The sequence below is a fragment of the Leucobacter luti genome (assembly GCF_019464495.1).
GTDB lineage: Bacteria > Actinomycetota > Actinomycetes > Actinomycetales > Microbacteriaceae > Leucobacter > Leucobacter luti_A.
Map to the genome: position 1 here is coordinate 534,219 of NZ_CP080492.1, position 17,454 is coordinate 551,672.

General features: G+C 63.9%; 17 protein-coding genes and 1 tRNA gene. 3 read left to right on the forward strand and 15 right to left on the reverse strand.

The features are described from left to right. Nucleotides 1-47: 47 nt before the first annotated feature. Nucleotides 48-2,669, reverse strand: coding sequence for a DNA polymerase I (gene polA, locus K1X41_RS02485; protein ID WP_208107894.1), 2,622 nt, complete (start codon nucleotides 2,667-2,669; stop codon nucleotides 48-50). A gap of 128 nt (nucleotides 2,670-2,797) precedes the next feature. Here polA and K1X41_RS02490 point away from each other — a divergent pair, with 128 nt between their 5' ends. Continuing rightward, complete coding sequence (locus tag K1X41_RS02490) at nucleotides 2,798-3,238, forward strand: hotdog fold thioesterase (protein WP_220175250.1); 441 nt, start codon at nucleotides 2,798-2,800, stop codon at nucleotides 3,236-3,238. A 111-nt stretch (nucleotides 3,239-3,349) separates the two neighbouring features. On the opposite strand, the gene K1X41_RS02495 is transcribed toward K1X41_RS02490, so the two are convergent. Next, nucleotides 3,350-3,958 (reverse strand): ANTAR domain-containing response regulator, encoded by a 609-nt coding sequence (locus K1X41_RS02495; protein WP_132203669.1) that lies wholly within the window; start codon nucleotides 3,956-3,958, stop codon nucleotides 3,350-3,352. A gap of 178 nt (nucleotides 3,959-4,136) precedes the next feature. On the opposite strand from K1X41_RS02495, the gene K1X41_RS02500 reads away from it, so the two are divergent. Continuing rightward, nucleotides 4,137-4,218, forward strand: a tRNA-Leu gene (locus K1X41_RS02500). Between the two features lie 517 nt (nucleotides 4,219-4,735). On the opposite strand, the gene K1X41_RS02505 is transcribed toward K1X41_RS02500, so the two are convergent. Together K1X41_RS02505 and K1X41_RS02510 are read right to left on the reverse strand one after the other, a co-directional pair. Next, the gene (locus K1X41_RS02505; protein ID WP_133616781.1) at nucleotides 4,736-5,185 is read right to left on the reverse strand and encodes a hypothetical protein; all 450 of its coding nucleotides are present in this window, start codon (nucleotides 5,183-5,185) and stop codon (nucleotides 4,736-4,738) included. A 418-nt stretch (nucleotides 5,186-5,603) separates the two neighbouring features. Continuing rightward, complete coding sequence (locus K1X41_RS02510; RefSeq protein ID WP_133616782.1) at nucleotides 5,604-5,801, reverse strand: hypothetical protein; 198 nt, start codon at nucleotides 5,799-5,801, stop codon at nucleotides 5,604-5,606. 475 nt (nucleotides 5,802-6,276) lie between these two features. Between K1X41_RS02510 and K1X41_RS02515 the strand changes: the two genes are divergently transcribed. Further along, entirely contained in the window at nucleotides 6,277-7,389 is a 1,113-nt protein-coding gene (locus K1X41_RS02515; protein ID WP_133616783.1) for a fatty acid desaturase family protein, read from the forward strand. Between the two features lie 107 nt (nucleotides 7,390-7,496). Here K1X41_RS02515 and K1X41_RS02520 read toward each other — a convergent pair whose 3' ends face one another. The 11 genes from K1X41_RS02520 to hisF all read right to left on the reverse strand — a co-directional run bounded on the left by K1X41_RS02520 (nucleotide 7,497) and on the right by hisF (nucleotide 17,446). Continuing rightward, entirely contained in the window at nucleotides 7,497-8,216 is a 720-nt protein-coding gene (locus K1X41_RS02520; protein ID WP_220175251.1) for a hypothetical protein, read from the reverse strand. 127 nt (nucleotides 8,217-8,343) lie between these two features. After that, nucleotides 8,344-9,813, reverse strand: coding sequence for a pyruvate kinase (gene pyk / locus K1X41_RS02525; RefSeq protein WP_220175252.1), 1,470 nt, complete (start codon nucleotides 9,811-9,813; stop codon nucleotides 8,344-8,346). Between the two features lie 14 nt (nucleotides 9,814-9,827). Further along, nucleotides 9,828-10,832, reverse strand: coding sequence for a prolipoprotein diacylglyceryl transferase (lgt, locus tag K1X41_RS02530; RefSeq protein WP_220175253.1), 1,005 nt, complete (start codon nucleotides 10,830-10,832; stop codon nucleotides 9,828-9,830). A gap of 82 nt (nucleotides 10,833-10,914) precedes the next feature. Then, on the reverse strand, nucleotides 10,915-11,712 hold the full coding sequence (gene trpA / locus K1X41_RS02535; RefSeq protein ID WP_132203687.1) for a tryptophan synthase subunit alpha: 798 nt from the start codon (nucleotides 11,710-11,712) through the stop codon (nucleotides 10,915-10,917). Continuing rightward, entirely contained in the window at nucleotides 11,709-12,980 is a 1,272-nt protein-coding gene (gene trpB, locus K1X41_RS02540) for a tryptophan synthase subunit beta (protein ID WP_133616787.1), read from the reverse strand. The genes trpA and trpB overlap by 4 nt, the downstream gene beginning before the upstream one ends. A 13-nt stretch (nucleotides 12,981-12,993) precedes the next feature. Further along, on the reverse strand, nucleotides 12,994-13,764 hold the full coding sequence (trpC, locus tag K1X41_RS02545; protein WP_133616788.1) for an indole-3-glycerol phosphate synthase TrpC: 771 nt from the start codon (nucleotides 13,762-13,764) through the stop codon (nucleotides 12,994-12,996). Nucleotide 13,765: 1 nt separating this feature from the next. Then, nucleotides 13,766-13,999 (reverse strand): DUF6704 family protein, encoded by a 234-nt coding sequence (locus K1X41_RS02550; RefSeq protein WP_132203693.1) that lies wholly within the window; start codon nucleotides 13,997-13,999, stop codon nucleotides 13,766-13,768. Between the two features lie 34 nt (nucleotides 14,000-14,033). Then, nucleotides 14,034-14,612, reverse strand: a complete 579-nt coding sequence (locus tag K1X41_RS02555) for a Trp biosynthesis-associated membrane protein (RefSeq protein ID WP_133616789.1) — start codon at nucleotides 14,610-14,612, stop codon at nucleotides 14,034-14,036. Beyond that, entirely contained in the window at nucleotides 14,602-16,176 is a 1,575-nt protein-coding gene (locus K1X41_RS02560; RefSeq protein WP_220175254.1) for an anthranilate synthase component I, read from the reverse strand. Before K1X41_RS02560 ends, K1X41_RS02555 begins: the two co-directional genes overlap by 11 nt. Before the next feature lie 50 nt (nucleotides 16,177-16,226). Continuing rightward, nucleotides 16,227-16,631 carry a phosphoribosyl-AMP cyclohydrolase gene (hisI, locus tag K1X41_RS02565; RefSeq protein ID WP_220175255.1) on the reverse strand — a complete coding sequence of 135 codons (405 nt, stop codon included), beginning with the start codon at nucleotides 16,629-16,631 and terminating at the stop codon, nucleotides 16,227-16,229. Nucleotides 16,632-16,633: 2 nt separating this feature from the next. After that, nucleotides 16,634-17,446: an imidazole glycerol phosphate synthase subunit HisF gene (hisF, locus tag K1X41_RS02570; protein WP_220175256.1), complete on the reverse strand. Its 813-nt coding sequence runs from the start codon at nucleotides 17,444-17,446 to the stop codon at nucleotides 16,634-16,636. Nucleotides 17,447-17,454: the final 8 nt, after the last annotated feature.

Genomic DNA, 17,454 nt, shown 5'->3' on the forward strand with positions numbered 1-17,454 from the left:
GCTGCAGCGGTGCGGTCGTGGTGCTGCGCACCGCCGCACCAACCCGACTAGTGCGCTGCGGCGTTCCAGTTCGCGCCGTGGCCCACCTGCACCTCCAGCGGCACCGAGAGTTCGGCTGCGCCGGCCATCTCCTCACGCACGATCACCTCAAGCTGATCCCACTCACCGTCAGCGACCTCAAACATGAGCTCATCGTGGATTTGCAGCAGCATCCGCGATTTGAGTTCCGCGGAGCGCATTCGTCCCTCGACCCCGATCATCGCGATCTTGATGATGTCGGCCGCTGAACCCTGAATCGGGGCGTTGAGGGCTGCGCGCTCCGCGTTCTCCCGGAGCACCCGATTCGGGCTGGCGAGGTCGGGGAACGGACGACGCCGGCCGAAGATTGTCTCGGTGAAGGTATCCCGCTTGGCTTGGTCAACGACTGAACGCAGGTAGTCCCGCACCCCGCCGAAACGCTCGAAGTAGTCCGTCATGAGTTGCTTCGCCTCAGCGGCGGAAATACCGAGCTGCTTCGAAAGCCCAAATGCCGAGAGCCCATATGCAAGCCCGTATGACATAGCTTTCACCTTGGAACGCATCTCGTTCGAGACTTCCTCTGGCGGCACGCCAAAGATCCGCGATCCGACGAAGCGGTGCAGATCCTCACCAGCGTTGAACGCTTCGATGAGCCCCTCGTCACCCGAGAGGTGGGCCATGATCCGCATCTCGATCTGAGAGTAGTCGGCGGTCATCAGCGTCTCGTAGTCGCCCGAGTGGATGAAGCCCTCGCGGATCCGGCGGCCTTCTTCCGAACGCACCGGGATGTTCTGGAGGTTCGGGTCCGTCGAGGCGAGACGCCCCGTGCTCGATCCGGTCTGGACGAACGTGGTGTGGATCCGGCCATCCGGCTGCACCGCTTTGATGAGCGTCTCCACCATCTGGCGCAACTTATTCGCATCGCGGTGAGCGAGCAGGGCGACGAGGAAGGGGTGCGGCTTCTTCTGCTGCAGGTCTGCGAGCGCTGCTGCATCGGTCGTGTAGCCACTCTTCGTCTTGCGTGTCTTCGGCATGTCGAGCTCTTCGAACAACACCTCTTGGAGTTGTTTCGGCGAGGAGAGGTTGACCTCGTGCCCGATCGCCGCGAACGCCTCTTGTTCAAGCCCGGTCACGCGCTCAGTAAGCTCTGCGTGGTGCGCTTCGAAGAGCGGGAGGTCAATTTGCACACCGCGCGCCTCGAGATCAGCGAGGACGGGGAGCAACGGCAGTTCAATATCTGCGTAGATTTCGCCTGTGCGATCCGGGAAGCGATCGACCGCCGCGGCGTGGGCCCGCACGACATACCAGGCAAGCGTTGCCGCGTCCGCAACGCTTCCCTCATCCGGGACGAGCTGATTCGGATCCCCCACCGGCACCTGCTCGCCGAGGAAGCGGAACACCGCGTCGGCGATGCTCTTTTCTGGAGTGGACGGACGCAGCAACCAGGCCGCAATGAGCAGGTCTCCGGTGACTCCCCCAAGACGGACTCCGGCCGCCGCTGCGACACGGAACTGGTGCTTCGCGTCGAAGAACACCTTGGGCGCGTCAGAGGCGAGCCACGCTTCAAACTGTGCGTAGTCGCGACCACCTGGGATCCAATGGAACTGCACAGCCGAATCCGCGGTTGCCAGGCCGACTGTGACGCCGGCTTCGCTCTGCTGCAGCACCACTGCTGGCTGCGCAGACTTCGCGAGCCAATCACCCAGCTCCTCGTCGATCAGGAGCTTCGCAACCGGCTTTTCCGGTGCGAGCGGGGTGGCGGATGTGGCACCACCAGTGGGCACTTCAGCCCCCGTGAGCTTGCCCACACGCTGCAGCAACGTGCGGAACTCGAGCTTGGCAAACACCTCTTGCACCGCTGCCATGTCGACGTCACCGCGTTTGAGTTCGTCGAGCGTGATGTCGAGTTCGACATCACGCACCAATCGGTTTAGCCGGCGGTTCCGCTCTGCCAGGTGCGCATTCTCCCGCAGGCTCTCGCCGACTTTGCCACCGATCTCGTCCTGGCGCCGCAGGATCTCCTCAAGCGAGCCGAACTGGTTGATCCACTTCACGGCTGTCTTCTCGCCAACGCGCGGGATGCCCGGCAGGTTGTCGCTGGTCTCGCCAACGAGCGCTGCAATCTCCGGGTACTGCTCCGGACGAATGCCATAGCGCTCCATGACCTTGTCGGCGTCGTAGCGCGTAAGCTCGCTGACCCCCTGCTTGGAGGGATACAGCAGCGTGACGTTGTCGTCGACAAGCTGGATCGTGTCGCGGTCACCACTGACCACGAGTACGCGATACCCAGCTGCAGCCCCTCGCGTGGAAAGCGTCGCGAGGATGTCGTCAGCCTCGTAATTTTCCTTTTCAAGAGTGCGAATGCCCATCGCATGCAAGGCTTCCTGGAGCAGCGGGATCTGCCCTTTGAATTCGGGCGGTGTCTCTCCTCGGGTGCCCTTGTACTCCGGGTACTCCTCCGTGCGGAAGGAGTGCCGGGAAATATCGAAGGCCACCACGAGAGAGTCCGGAGTTTCATTGCTGAGCAGGTTGATCAGCATCGCGATAAAGCCGTGGATCGCATTCGTGTGCTGACCGGTCTGGGTCTGGAAACTGTCGACGGGGAGCGCGTAGAAGGCACGGAAGGCCAGCGAGTGGCCATCGATGATCATGAGGGTAGGCTGATGCGTATTCGACACAGGCCCAGCCTACAAGCCACCACCGACGTTCACACGGTGAATCTGCACGCGGGCGCGGTGCGATCCCCCATTCTCCAACCCGGAAGGCCCTTCGCGAGAACATGACCCAGCACGACACCAGCGCAGCACAGGCTCCCGCCGACGCCCTCGGCTACATCCGCAGCAGGGGCAGCGGGGCGCTCGCAGAGCGCATGGGGATTGAGTTCACCGAGTTCACCGCCGAGCGAGCCGTCGCCACCATGCCGGTTGAGGGCAACACGCAGCCCATCGGGCTCCTCCACGGAGGTGCGTACGTCGTGCTCGGCGAGACGCTTGGTTCAATGCACGCCAACCTCGTCGCACCAGACGGTCACGTCGCAGTCGGTCTCGACATCAATGCCACACACACGGGTTCTGCGGTGTCCGGCACCGTTACCGGAGTGTGCACTCCGATCAAGCTCGGCCGTTCCGTGGCAGTGCATGAGATCGTCGTTTCGAACGATCAGGGGATGCGCTGCTCGACCATCCGGATCACGAATTTCTACAAGCGCATCTCCCAGTAGCAGAAGGATTGTGCCGCTGGCAGGCACACACCGAACGCCCCGGATCCGATGCGGTTCCGGGGCGTTCGGTGTGTACAGCGTGTCGCATCAACGACGCGTGAGTTGCGGAAGCTAGTCCTTCTTCGGGCCGAGCTGGTCGATGATCGTCTTCGCCACGTCTTGCATGGTGAGGCGACGATCCATCGATGCCTTCTGGATCCAGCGGAACGCCTCAGGCTCGCTCAAGCCCATCTTGTCGTTCAAGATGCCCTTGGCACGATCAACGAGCTTGCGCGTTTCGAACCGCTCGGCCAGATCTGCGACCTCATTCTCGAGGGTGACGATCTGCTGGAAGCGAGACAGCGCAATCTCAATCGCGGGCAGCAAGTCGGCTGGAGTGAAGGGCTTCACCACATAGGCCAGTGCACCGGCTTCGCTCGCGCGCTCAACGAGCTCACGCTGGCTAAAGGCGGTGAGGAGCACGACAGGTGCCAGGTGGTTCTTATTGATGCGCTCAGCGGCGGAGATCCCGTCCAGCTGCGGCATCTTCACATCCATGACAACGAGGTCAGGGCGAAGTTCTTCGACCAGCTTGACAGCGGTCTCGCCGTCGCCGGCCTCACCGACCACGTCAAACCCGTTGTCTCGCAGCGTCTCGACGATGTCGAGACGGATCAGGGACTCGTCTTCCGCGACGACGACGCGGCGCGGGGCGTTCGGTGCAGTGCTTTGGTCATTCACCTCTCCAGCTTACGTCATGTCGACCAGTCACACCCTGAATCCGCCGGTGCGTCGGACTCGATTGCGATCCGGGTGCTCTGGCCAATCGATTCGTGGCGCGTGCAATTTCTCGTCGCAAGCTGCGCTAAGGTTGTCTCTGTCGCTGTGCTGCACCGCAGTGGGCGGCATCGGTGATTCGGCCGGATTGGCGGAATTGGCAGACGCGGCGCACTCAAAATGCGTTGTCGAAAGACGTGCGGGTTCAAGTCCCGCATCCGGCACCGATTGGAACGGCCCCGGCTCCCCTACAAAACTCTGGGGAGTCGGGGCCTTCTGCGTTGAGGGCACGCACTACCTCCCACCTGCCCATCTGCCTGCACTGTGGCCTCGCACACACGCTCGGCGGCCCTGCAGCCCCGGATCCCGATCGCAGCTCTCTTGCCCTGAGCACACGTCGGCCCCGCTGACAAGTGGCCGCTGCTGGGATCCACGCCCACTGATGCCGGACGCAGCATGGGCATTCCAAGCTGATGCCTTTCGCGCTCGATACGGGCCAGGCCAAGAGCCGCTGCGCCGCGTGGCCCATGCACCTCCTCGTGCACACGCTCCAGTGGGGCTTCTGTCGCATCCAAGGGATACGTCTTGCGCGCACGGCACACGTTCATCACTCCATATGCTGGCGGGACGACTCAGCAGCGGGGCGGTGCGTGCGTCCGATCCCCCGACGAATCGGGAGTACGTCGTGCGGCAACACTCGCTAACTTCGGCGCCGCGTCACCCACATGCACGCGTGCCCGCTCAGGCGAGGGCGAGCGCCCGAGCGCGCTGCAGAGAAATCGGGATGTGCCCGATCGCGAGCACGACCGCGGCGGCACAGATCCAGAAGGCTCCGAGGAAGAGCCCGGTGGACAGGAAGGCGACCACTGGGAGCACCGCCATAGGTACCGGCACTCCCCACACCCGCCCGAATAGCGCGAATGGAGTGCGGTGCCGCGCATACCTTGCCCACAGCAGCCAGTACCCGAGCACTGCAACACCGAGCACCACTCCCCAACCCACCGCGATACTTCCCGGCGCTGTGCACACCGGCACGGCCACGCACAGCGCCTGCCCCAGTCGTTCTGTCCAAGAGAGCGGGGCCGACACGCTCACCCTGGGCACGGGTGGTCGTGGCGGCAACACGAGGAGCAGCAGGTTCGGGAGCATCATGCTGACGCTCACAGCGAGGCCGAGCCAGGAAAAACCCATGACAGGACGATACCAAGCTGGCCGAGCCGACCGGTGAGCCCGCAGGTGAGCTGCAGCAGTGGTTTCACGAAGCGCCGGAAACCTTGCGAGCACTACATCGTGCCGTTGCTCAAGGGAGGACGATTGGGCTCGATCGGGATCGCTCCGACGAAGATGAGCTTCTAAGTGATCTCGGCGCTCCCTAATACGGCACCCATAGCACCGAGGGCAATTCCCGTGATCACAGGCCCATTGGCTGCCCCTGTTCAGCGTAGTGACGCCAAACACGACCTCGAGAATGCCCGCGAATATGCTGCCGTTGGACCACTCCACGGATCTCTCACACAGACTGAGGAAGCCGAGCCGGCAGACTGAGCCAGAGACGTAGCGCCCCGAGCCGCGATGCACGCCAGCGGGTTCAGCGCCATACGAGCCTCAGCTACTGGTCGTCTCCCTGCCCCGCTGGCGCGCCGCCGATATATCCGACGACTGCCCCAACGCCAATCCCGAGGGCAAGCCCCAGTCCAATCAATCCGCCCAGAATGCCGAGCCACAGCCCGACTCCCCCGCCGACGATGAGGCCACCGGCCATCCACGCAATACTCTTGCCGCGGCCCTGGTCCTTCTGCTCACTCATACTCCTAGGGTACGCCGTGCCGGGCCACGCACCAGCCACGACAGCGCCGCACAGACACCGTCTGGCGCTGTCGAATTGCACGGCGAAACTGAATGCCAGCGTTCACTCAGCTGAGAGTTCGCACAGTCGAAACAGCCGCGCGCATCATCGGCGCGAGCCCGGCATCGGGCCCCGCTGCAGCACACCCCGCCGACCCCCAGGCACTACATATAGGCACTCACGCGCCCGGTGTCACAACATCTGGGATTTCTTGCTGAATCGTGAGTGTGCACGATGCTGTTCGCGAACCTCAAGGCTCCACGCGGTGGCCACGCAACTCACCTCAAGCTCGGAGCCTCGTCGCCATCAGTAGCAGACGTATACCGCTCCCTCCATGCTCCAGCGGATAGAGTCGAAACAGCGATCGGCAGCCGCCTTTGGCTTCATGCCTGTCGAGTCCGCACGCGGACTCGTCCAACTGAACGGTGGCCGTGTAATGACGACTACGCACACCCCGACACTGTCGGGCCTGGGGCCGCTTCGCCCCACTCGCGCTGGATCCAAGGAGTTCCCTCCTGTCGCGAAAGCGTACATCCAGGTGTCCCAGGTCGCACGTGAGTCCGGCCTCCTCAAGCGTGCCCCCTGGTTCTATGCACTCGTGGGCGTCGCAATCGCACTCGCTCTCGGAGGAGCCATCACTGGCTTCGTCTTGCTCGGAGACAGCTGGTTCCAGCTCCTCATTGCCGGCGCACTCGCCATTATTTTCACGCAGATCGCTTTCCTCGCTCACGAGGCCGCGCACCGGGTCATCTTGGCGACCGGCCCCGCAAACGACCGGCTCTCGCTGGTGCTCGCGGGCCTGATCGGCATGAGCTATACCTGGTGGGACTCCAAGCATTCCCGCCATCACGCAAACCCGAACCGTGTCGGCAAGGATCCTGACATCGAGGTCGACACGATCTCTTTCGTCGAAGAAGACGCTGCACAGTCGCGGGGTTTCATTCGAGCGATCACAAAGTACCAGGGCTGGCTGTTCTTCCCCCTCCTCACGCTTGAGGGCCTGAACCTCCACATGCACAGCTTCATCCACCTCTTCAGCCGTGAGCCAGTCAAGTGGCGGTGGGCTCAGCTCGGAATCATCGCGTTCCGTTTCGCTGCGCTCCTCATCCCAGTCTTTATGTTCCTGCCGCTCGGCATGGCGTTTGCCTTCCTCGGTGTGCAGTTTGCGGTGTTTGGCGTCTATATGGGCGCCTCGTTCGCGCCAAACCACAAGGGAATGCCGATCGTGGCGCACGATGCCAAGCTTGACTTCTTCTCCAAGCAGGTCCGCACCAGTCGCAATATCCGCGGCGGATGGTGGGCGACAAGCCTGATGGGCGGCCTGAATTACCAGGTTGAACACCACCTCTTCCCGAGCATGGCGCGACCTCACCTTGCCAAGGCCAGCGAGATCGTCAAGGAGTTCTGCGCCACGCACGATGTGCCGTACACAGAAACCTCGCTCATCCGCTCGTACTCGATCGTCATCGACTACCTCAACCGCGTCGGCCTCGCAGCGCGCGATCCCTTTGATTGCCCCATCGCGGCGCAACACGGTCGGTCGCGCTAGCTCGCAGCTCAGGCGCGCACGTCGCAACTACACGTCACCCCTCGGACTTGGCGAGTGCCCAGTCCGAGGGGTGACGTGTATCCGGGAGACGCAACTCCGGAACTGAGCTACTGCGCCAGGCCGTTGGGGTTCGCCGCCTGCACCGAAGCGAGCACCGCGCGGCCAAAGCCTGGCTGCTCGATCACTCCGATCTCAGCAACCCAGACCTCTCCGTCGAATGCATACCAGACGAACTGATTCGCGATCCCGCCAGGGATCGCGAGCGCGTACGTCGTGGCGCTCCCCTCGGTCCCACGCACGAAGTCCGATGCATCAAGTTCTGTGCGGAGCGCAGACTGCACTGCGGGGTCGAGCACGCTCGCGTATGCCTGCGTGTATGCCCCACTGTTTGGGATTCCCCATCCGCACGACACCGTCTGGGAAGCCCCGCCGAGAGCAGCGTTCGCTGCCGCTCCGAGCGTGTTCTGCGTGAGGAAGTCACTCATACTCGCGACGACTTCATCGTCGAGGAGCACATAGCTGTCCTGGCCGCCAAGTTCACGCGCTTGCTGCTCCGTGACGAGATCCGCGCACGCCGGCAATACGATCGGGGCGGCGGGCTGCTCCGTCGTCGGCGCAGGGGTGGCAGGCGTTTTCGTTGGCGTCTTCGTCGGTTTTGGCGTCGCGCTCGGAGACTGTGTCGTTCCAGAGCTCGCATCCGTGACATCCGCCTCAGGAGCACAGCCGGTGGCCGTAAGCAGAATCGCCGCACCAAGCGCCACGCTGGCCCAGAGCCTGGTGCGCGCGTGAGGGCCTGAGGCGCAGCTGCTGGTGTGCTCACTCATCATCGCTGTGGTCTCCACTGAGTTCCCCGCTTTCGTTCGAAAGATCAGCCCTGGGGTTCAGCGTACACAACACGGGGAACACGCAGAAAGCCCCGCAGAGCCAGTGCTCCGCGGGGCTTTCTGATTCACGCTAGTTCGAGCCGCGACCCAGAGTGTGCTTACGGGGGCCAGCCTCCGGCAGCTTGCCAGTCGACTCTCCCATGCGATGAATCCGCAACGTGTTTGTCGTGCCGACGATCCCAGGGGGTGATCCTGCAATCATCACGACTTTGTCGCCAAGCTCGGCCCGGGAGTGTTCCAGGAGCAACTCGTCGGCCTGCGCAAACATTTCGTCGGTGCTCTCGACGCGCGGCACGAGATAGCTGCGGGCACCCCATGTGAGTTCCATGCGACGGCGCGTCTCCGGATCCGGCGTAAATCCGATAATCGGGATCGGCCGGCGCAGACGCGACATGCGCCGAACCGTGTCTCCTGACTCAGTGAAGACGCAGATGTAGCGCGCACCGATAAAGTCTGCGACTTCGGAAGCCGCGAGCGTCAGCGCACCGCCCTGCGTGCGAGGGGCCGCTCCGAGCGGCTCGATGCGATCGAGCGCGTGCTCCTCTGTCGATTCAATGATCCGCGCCATCGTGGCAACGGCCTCGACAGGATACGCACCCACGCTCGTCTCACCGGAAAGCATGACTGCGTCAGCGCCGTCCAATACTGCGTTCGCGCAGTCAGATGCCTCTGCGCGCGTGGGCCGTGGATTCTCGATCATGGATTCCAGCACCTGGGTCGCAACGATGACCGGCTTCGCGTTCCGGCGCGCAAGCGCAACGGCTTCAGCCTGCACCACGGGAACGCGTTCGAGTGGCATCTCCACGCCAAGATCGCCGCGGGCAACCATGATGCCGTCAAATGCGGCAACGATCTCCTCGAGATTATCGACCGCTTGCGGCTTCTCGATCTTTGCAATCACCGGGAGGCGAATGCCTTCCTCGTCCATGATCTCGTGTACCCGAGTGATGTCGTCAGCGTCACGCACAAAGGAGAGCGCGATGTAGTCGGCCCCGAGCGCGAGTGCCCAACGGAGATCCTGCTCATCTTTCTCGGAGAGCGCTGGCACGTTGACGGCAACACCCGGCAGGTTGATTCCCTTATTGTTGGAGACCGCCCCGGGAACCTCGACCACCGTATAGACCGTATCCTCGGTCACGCGGACCGCGCGCAATCCCACTTTGCCGTCATCCACGAGCAGTGGATCGCCCGGCCTCACATCACCGGGAAGCCCCTTGTGCGTGGTGCCTGCGAGTTCGCGGGTGCCGACGACGTCGCGCGTCGTAATCGCGAATTCGTCGCCCACCTCGAGGTCGTACGGGCCGCCCTCAAATTTCCCCAAGCGGATCTTGGGACCCTGCAGGTCGGCAAGCACCGCGATCGGTCGCCCGACCTCGATTTCGGCACGCCGGATGTTGCGGTAGATGCCCTCATGCACGTTGTACGTGCCGTGCGACATGTTGAGCCGCGCCACGTTGACGCCCGCCCTGATCAGTTCGAGCGTGTGGTCGTAGCTGGAGACTGCGGGCCCCCAGGTTGCAACGATCTTGGCGTGGCGCATCTACACTCCTTGCGTTAAAGGGACTTCGAGGTCTCAGTGGCTCCGGCCGGTTCTGGATCAGCAGGAGCATCGTCGGCAACAGTCTCTGCTTCAGCCACCGGTGCGGCATCACCGCGGTCAATCACGTGGAAGAACTCGTCACGGTTCGCAGTATCGCTCAGAATCGAGTCGAGGGGGTTGCTGCGACCCGGCAGATACACGGAAGATTCGAGGCCTACGTGACGCTTCCGCTGCACGATATAGATGACGATGCCCGCGACGATCGCAAGCAGCGCTGCGAGCACGTTGGTGCGGATCCCGAGGAAGAGCAGGCTGGGGTCCACGCGAAGCGACTCGGTGAAGGCGCGACCAATGCCGTACCAGACGAGGTACATCGCGAAGAAGGTTCCCCAGCGCGGGCGCAGCTTGCGCTCGATCGCAAGGAGCACCACGATACCGAGCAGGTTCCACAACGCTTCATACAAGAACGTCGGGTGGAAGAGCGTACCCTCGGGCAGCCCAATCGGGAAGGCCGGGTTCGTCGATTCGATCTCAAGACCCCACGGCAGCGTGGTGGGACCACCGAAGAGCTCGTGGTTGAACCAGTTGCCGAGGCGGCCAACGGCCTGCGCGAGTAGGAGGCCGGGCACCAGGGCGTCGGCGAAGGACCAGAACCGGATCCCCGAGATGCGCGAGGCGATCAGCACGCCGATACCGCCGCCGATCAGCGCACCGAAGATCGCGATGCCGCCGTTCCAGAATGCGAGGATCTCTATCGGATTCTTGCCTGCACCGAAGTAGTCACCCCAGTGGGTCACCACGTGGTACAGGCGCGCTCCGACGATGCCGAGCACGAGCGACCACACGAGGAAGTCAAAGACTGCCCCGCGCTCTCCGCCGCGCTGGCCAATGCGTCGCGCAGTCCAGATCGCCGCGAGCACAATGCCCACGATGATGCAGAGCGCGTAGAAGTAAATCCGCAGCGGTCCGATCTGGAGGAACTGCATGTCAGGGCTCGGGATACTCAGTGGGAGAATCATTCACTCCTCTTTCGCCTGCGGCAATGCCGCTGGAAGCTGCTGGTGGTGTCGCGCCGATCCGGCACGAGCGTCGGGGTCAATCCTAGCGCGGCGCGGTTCCCGCTGCGATCTGTCGCACGGTCTCGGCAAGCTGCGGCACGCCGCCCTCGCGCAGGGCGCGCACAAATGCCGTGCCAACAATGGCGCCGTCAGCGTAGTCGAGGGCCGCTGCGACTTGCTCAGCGGTCGAGATGCCAATGCCCACACAGGCCAGGTCAGCGCCTTGAGCGCGCAAGCGCTCCGTGAGTCCACGGGCGGCGGCATCGAGCTGGGCCCGCTCCCCGGTGATCCCCATCGTCGATACGGTGTAGATGAATCCGGTGCTCGATTCTGACACGAGTCGCAGCCGCGCATCGCTCGAACTCGGCGCAGCCAGGAAGACGCGATCGAGGCCATGGCGCTCGCTCACCTCGATCCAGTCCGTCGCAGAATCTGGGGTAATGTCGGGCGTGATCAGTCCGGCTCCCCCAGCCGCTGCGAGGTCGGCAGCGAAGCGCTCAACTCCGTACTGCAGCACGGGGTTCCAGTAGGTCATTACGAGCACCGGAACATCGACAGCGTCTCGAACCCGGCGAACTGCTTCAAACACGTGCGCCAGCTTGAAGCCATCAGCGAGGGCCGTCTGCGTCGCCTCTTGAATCACTGCACCGTCCATGACGGGGTCGGAATACGGCACTCCGAGTTCCAGCACATCCGCACCGGATCGGGCCATCGCGATGGCAGCTTCAATGCTCGTGTCCAGATCGGGGAATCCAACGGGCAAGTACCCGATCAGCGCGCCCCGGCGCTCGGTCCGCGCCGCGCGGATCGCGTCAGCGACAGGCGAATGCGTCCCGCTCATCCTTCGACCCCCGCTTCACCGTCGAGCAGACCGAAGTATCGGCCTGCCGTTGCCATATCTTTGTCGCCGCGCCCGGACAAACTCACGGCGATCACCGCGTCGGGTCCGAGTTCGCGGCCGAGCCGCATCGCACCCGCGAGCGCGTGAGCCGACTCAATGGCGGGAATGATGCCTTCGGTGCGGCTCAGGAGGCGCAGCGCGTGCATTGCCTCGTCGTCGGTGGCTGGAATGTAGCTGACACGTCCGATGTCCGCGAGCCACGCATGTTCTGGGCCGACTCCCGGGTAGTCAAGTCCCGCCGAAATGGAGTGTGACTCGATCGTCTGGCCGTCTTCATCCTGCAGCACGTAGGTCTTTGCTCCGTGCAGGATGCCGGGGCGTCCGCGCTCGATCGATGCAGCGTGGCGATCCGTGTCAACGCCATCACCTGCCGCCTCAACGCCATAGATCTTGACGTCTCCGTCATCAAGGAACGCATCGAACATGCCAATCGCGTTGGATCCGCCACCCACGCACGCAACCACGGCGTCCGGCAAGCGGCCGACTCGCGCGAGCAGCTGCTCACGCGCCTCCTCGGAAATGATCTTCTGAAAGTCGCGCACCATCGCGGGAAAGGGGTGCGGGCCAGCCGCGGTGCCGAAAATGTAATTGGTGTGTTCTACCGTCGCGACCCAATCACGGTAGGCCTCGTTGATGGCGTCTTTCAGGGTGCGGGAACCGGCCGTGACCGGAATCACCTCAGCACCAAGCAACCGCATTCGAGCCACATTCAAAGCCTGTCGCTCAGTGTCGACTTCGCCCATGTAGATCGTGCATTCAAGGCCGAACAAGGCAGCGGCTGTCGCGGTCGCAACGCCGTGCTGACCCGCTCCGGTCTCGGCGATCACGCGCGTCTTGCCGAGGCGCTTGGTAAGCAACGCCTGTCCCAGCACGTTGTTGATCTTGTGTGACCCGGTGTGGTTGAGGTCCTCACGCTTCAGGAACACACGTGCGCCACCTGCGTGTTCCGCAAATCGCGGCACCTCAGTGATGGGTGATGGCCGTCCTGCATACGTCTCAAGCAGCTCAACAAGCTCCGTGCGGAACACAGGATCGGCCTGAGCCTCCTCATACGCAACGGTGAGCTCGTCGATCGCGGCGATCAGTGATTCCGGCATGAACCGGCCGCCGAAGTCTCCGAAAAACGGGCCATGCTGGTCTCGCAGGCTGGTGATGCGCTCGCCCTCGTTCCCGGTGGGCGACGCTGCTGGCACGGGCTGGTCTGTCATGGCTTCCTCAGGGTCAAACGCTGAGGTAAGACTGCAGCGTTGCGACGGGATCGTTGGTCACGAGTGCTTCGCCTACGAGCACCGCGTCGGCACCAGCCTCACGATAGTGCTGCACATCGGACACGTTCAGGACGGCGGACTCTGCCACCCGGATCACGCCAGCGGGGATTTGGTCTGCGACACGACCGAAGAGGTCGCGATCAAGCTCGAAGGTGCGGAGGTCTCGCGCATTTACACCGATCAGCTGGGAGCCAAGATCGACGGCACGCGCCACCTCGTCGGCAGAGTGCGCTTCAACGAGCGGGGTCATCCCAAGCTCGCGGATCATCTCATGCAGGGTGATCAGACGTTCCTGCGGGAGCGCCGCAACAATGAGCAGCACGAGGTCGGCTCCGGCGGCACGCGCCTCGAGCACCTGATATTCGCTGCCGATAAAGTCTTTGCGCAGCACCGGAATACTGACCGCTTTGCGGACGGCCTCCAGATCTGCGAGGGAGCCTTTGAACTTGCGCTCCTCAGTGAGAACGCTGACGGCACTGGCGCCACCCGACTCATACTGAGCTGCGAGGGTCTGGGGCTCAGCGATCTCCGCAAGGTCTCCGCGCGAAGGGCTCGCACGCTTGACTTCGGCAATGACCTTCATGTGGTCAGCCGGGGCAAGCGACGCGAGCGCGTCGAGCGCGGGGGCACGGCCAAGCGCTTCCGCCTCCACCTGTGCGGTGGAGCGAAGCGCTTGGCGGGCCTGCGCGTCTTCGAGGGAGCCCGCGAGCAGTTGCTCGAGCACGTTAGTCGTGCGTCTTGGGGCTGTACTTCGGGCCGTCGACGCCGAGTCCGGCCTTCTTGAGCACCCAACCGAGCAGCGCACCGACGACGACGATGCCGGCGCAGACCCACACCATCGTTGCCATATGCAGGAAGAAGAAAACGGTTCCGGCTGCGATGCCAAGCAGCATCACCACGACCGCCGTCCATGCGGCTGGCGAATCACCGTGACCGGGGTCTCCGTGCTGGGTACTCATGAATCTCCTCTGTACAAGCGTGAACGATTTAAGCCTACCGGATATCCGCGGTCGGGTCGTCGCCGTCGCTCAGCGCGTCCCAGTCCGAGATCCGGTCGGTGCCCCCGGCAGGAGCCGCTGCGGCGCCTGCCGTGTCGTACTTCCTGCCGCCAGCGACCCAGCGACCACCGAAGACGATGATCACGAGGCCGAGCAGCACTGCGAGCACGCCCGCGGCGAGACTCACCCACGCCCACACGGACAGTTGGCTCCACACCACCATGTTGGTGCTCGCGCCGCCGGCAATGCCGGTGAGCTCAGTGATGCGCCCGGATACCGCGCCCAGCGGCGAAGCGATCACGTTTGCGGTCAGAGCGATCATTCCGACGCCGAGGAGCGCGACGAGCGCACCGAGGACGCGTCGGAAAATCGGGCCAGCAATCGTGAGCGCGAGCGCGGCTGCCACAAGCGCGATAGCAACCGGTGAGAGTGCGGCATTGGCCGCATGCCCCGTCACCTCCACCAATTCGTGCGTGCCGTCGAGCATGAACGACACCCAGGTCTGGGCGCCTGCGAGCAAGCCGCCGCCTCCGGCAATTGCGACTCCTCCGAGCGAGAGCAGCTTAGTGCGCATCGACGGCTCCCTTCAGCTCGTGCAGTGTGTTCGCGATCGCGATCGCGCGCAGCGGCGCTGCGGCTTTGCTGCGGCACTCAGCGTCTTCCGACTCCGGCACCGAATCAGCGACAATCCCTGCCCCGGCCTGCACCATTGCGACACCGGCCTTAATCGTTGCGGTGCGGATGGCGATCGCGAGATCCGCTGCGCCGCCCAGCCCGAAGTACCCGACAACTCCCCCGTATACTCCGCGCTGCACGGGCTCCAGCTCATCAATGATCTCCAGTGCACGCGGTTTGGGGGCACCCGAGAGCGTGCCTGCCGGGAAAGTCGCACGGAATACGTCGATGGGTGTCTCTCCCTCGCGCAACTGACCCTCCACGGTGGAGACGATATGCATGATGTGGCTAAAGCGCTCGACCCGCATAAACTCAGTGACCTCGACTGATGCCGGCTCGCACGCGCGTAAGAGGTCGTTCCGCGCAAGGTCTACGAGCATGAGGTGTTCCGCGCGCTCCTTCTCATCAGCGAGGAGATCGCGCTCGTGCTGCTGATCCTCTTCGACAGATGCGCCGCGAGGGCGCGATCCAGCGATCGGATGCGTCATCACATGCCCGTTTTCCTGCACTGTCACGAGCGCCTCAGGGCTGGATCCGACCACCGAGAATGGGACACCCTCGGAATCCTCGAGCTGCAGCAAATAGAGGTACGGGCTCGGGTTCAGGTGCCGGAGCACGCGATACACGTCAAGCGGATCCGCGGTGCACGCTTGGTCAAACCGCTGCGAGGGCACCACCTGAAAGATGTCGCCGTCGACAATGAATCGCTTCGCGGTCTCCACCGCGGCCATGTACTGCGGCGTGGTGGTGAGCCGCGTAGGATCGGGCATTGCATCCCGGTCCAGCGCTCCCAGTGGGGAGGCCGCCGGGGCAGCGAGTGCGGCCTGCAGCGCGTCGAGCCGCGCCTGAGCATCGGCCCACTGCGCATCCGCGGAGGCGCTCACACCGGGCGTATCAAGCGCCCCATCGTTCAAGACATTGGCGAGCAGCACGACGCTGCCCTCACGGTGATCGATGACGACCAATTCGGAAACGAAGCTGAGGCCCTGTGTCGGAAGACCTGGCCCATCAACAGGACCGTGCTCCAGACGTTCGAACTGCCGCACCGTGTCCCAGCCCAGATACCCCACAAAACCACTCGCGAGCGGGGGAAGGCCTGGGACCTGCGGGGCGCGCCAGCGTTCGTACGCGGCACGGAGAGCCGCGACGGGGCCCAGCTCTGCCACGCCACCCGGCAGCAAGCGCTCGGCGGTGACGTCAGATCCTGGAGCCGGATCCCAGTGCGCTTTCCCGCCGCGTTCTCCGAGCACGCCGAAGCTGCCGACGCCGACGAAACTGAATCGCGTCCACACGCCACCCTGCTCCGCAGACTCGAGCAGGAACGTTCCCGGCCTCGACGCAGCCACCTTGCGGTAGATGCTCACCGGGGTATCCGCATCCGCGAACACCTCTCGACAGACAGGAATGACAGCGTGGGTATCTCGCACAGCGTCGAACGCCGCGCGGGTGGTCGTCAGGGTCACTCTCTCAGCCTATCGCGCGTCGTGTCTGCGCAGATCAGCAGTGATCCGGATCATGACTGCGTCGCGTCTGGCGTGTGAATCGCGCTCGGCGTATCGGACGCGCCTGGATCTCCCACGAGCGCGGGAACTTCGCGCCCGGAGAAGCAGGTGCGGGTGCCTGTATGGCAAGCCGCGCCGATCTGTTCAACGCGCACCAGCACCGTGTCACCGTCGCAGTCCAGGGCAACGCTGCGCACGTACTGGCGATGCCCAGAGGTGTCGCCCTTCCGCCAGTACTCCCCCCGCGAGCGGGACCAGAAGGTGACGCGTCCGGTCGTGAGCGTGCGCCGCAGCGCCTCGTGGTCCATCCACGCAAGCATCAGGACATCACCGGAGACATCATCCTGGATGATCGCGGGAAGCAATCCGTCATGACCAAACTTCACATCAGCCGGTACGGGATCGATGTCGCTCATGCTCAGTCTCCCTCGGTGAGTACCGCTGCCGCGGTGGGCCGCGATCCGCCAGGCAGCCTGACGAGGTGACCGGCATCCGCGAGCGCTTGTTTGACCTCACCGACGGTGAAGGTGCCGTCATGGAACACCGAAGCGGCAAGCACCGCATCGGCACCGGCGTCGACGGCCGGCGGGAAGTGCTCCAGTTTGCCCGCACCGCCTGAGGCGATCACGGGGACGGGAGAAATGTCGCGCACGAGCCGCACCAGTTCGAGATCGAACCCGGCGAGCGTCCCGTCGGCATCCATCGAGTTCACGAGCAACTCGCCCGCGCCACGATCAATTGCCTCGGCGCACCACGCAAGCGCATCGAGATCGGTTTCCCGCTTGCCGCCGTGCGTGGTCACGACAAAGCCAGACGGCATCCGTGCACTGCGCTTCACATCGAGCGAGAGCACCAGCACCTGGGCGCCGAAGCGATCCGCGATCTCGTTGATGACTCCGGGCCGCGCGATCGCTCCGCTGTTGATGCCGACTTTATCTGCCCCGACGCCCAGCAGCCGCGCGACATCCTCGACGCCGCGCACCCCGCCGCCCACCGTGAGCGGAATGAATACCTGTTCCGCAGTGCGCTGCACCACGTCATAGGTCGTGGATCGGTCGTCGACGGTCGCCGTGACGTCGAGAAAAGTGAGTTCGTCAGCACCCTGTTCTGCGTATTTCGCCGCCAGCTCGACGGGATCGCCTGCGTCGCGCAGGTTCAGGAAGTTGACCCCCTTCACCACACGCCCAGCGGTGACGTCAAGACACGGGATCACTCGAGTTGCGAGAGTCATCGCGCGTC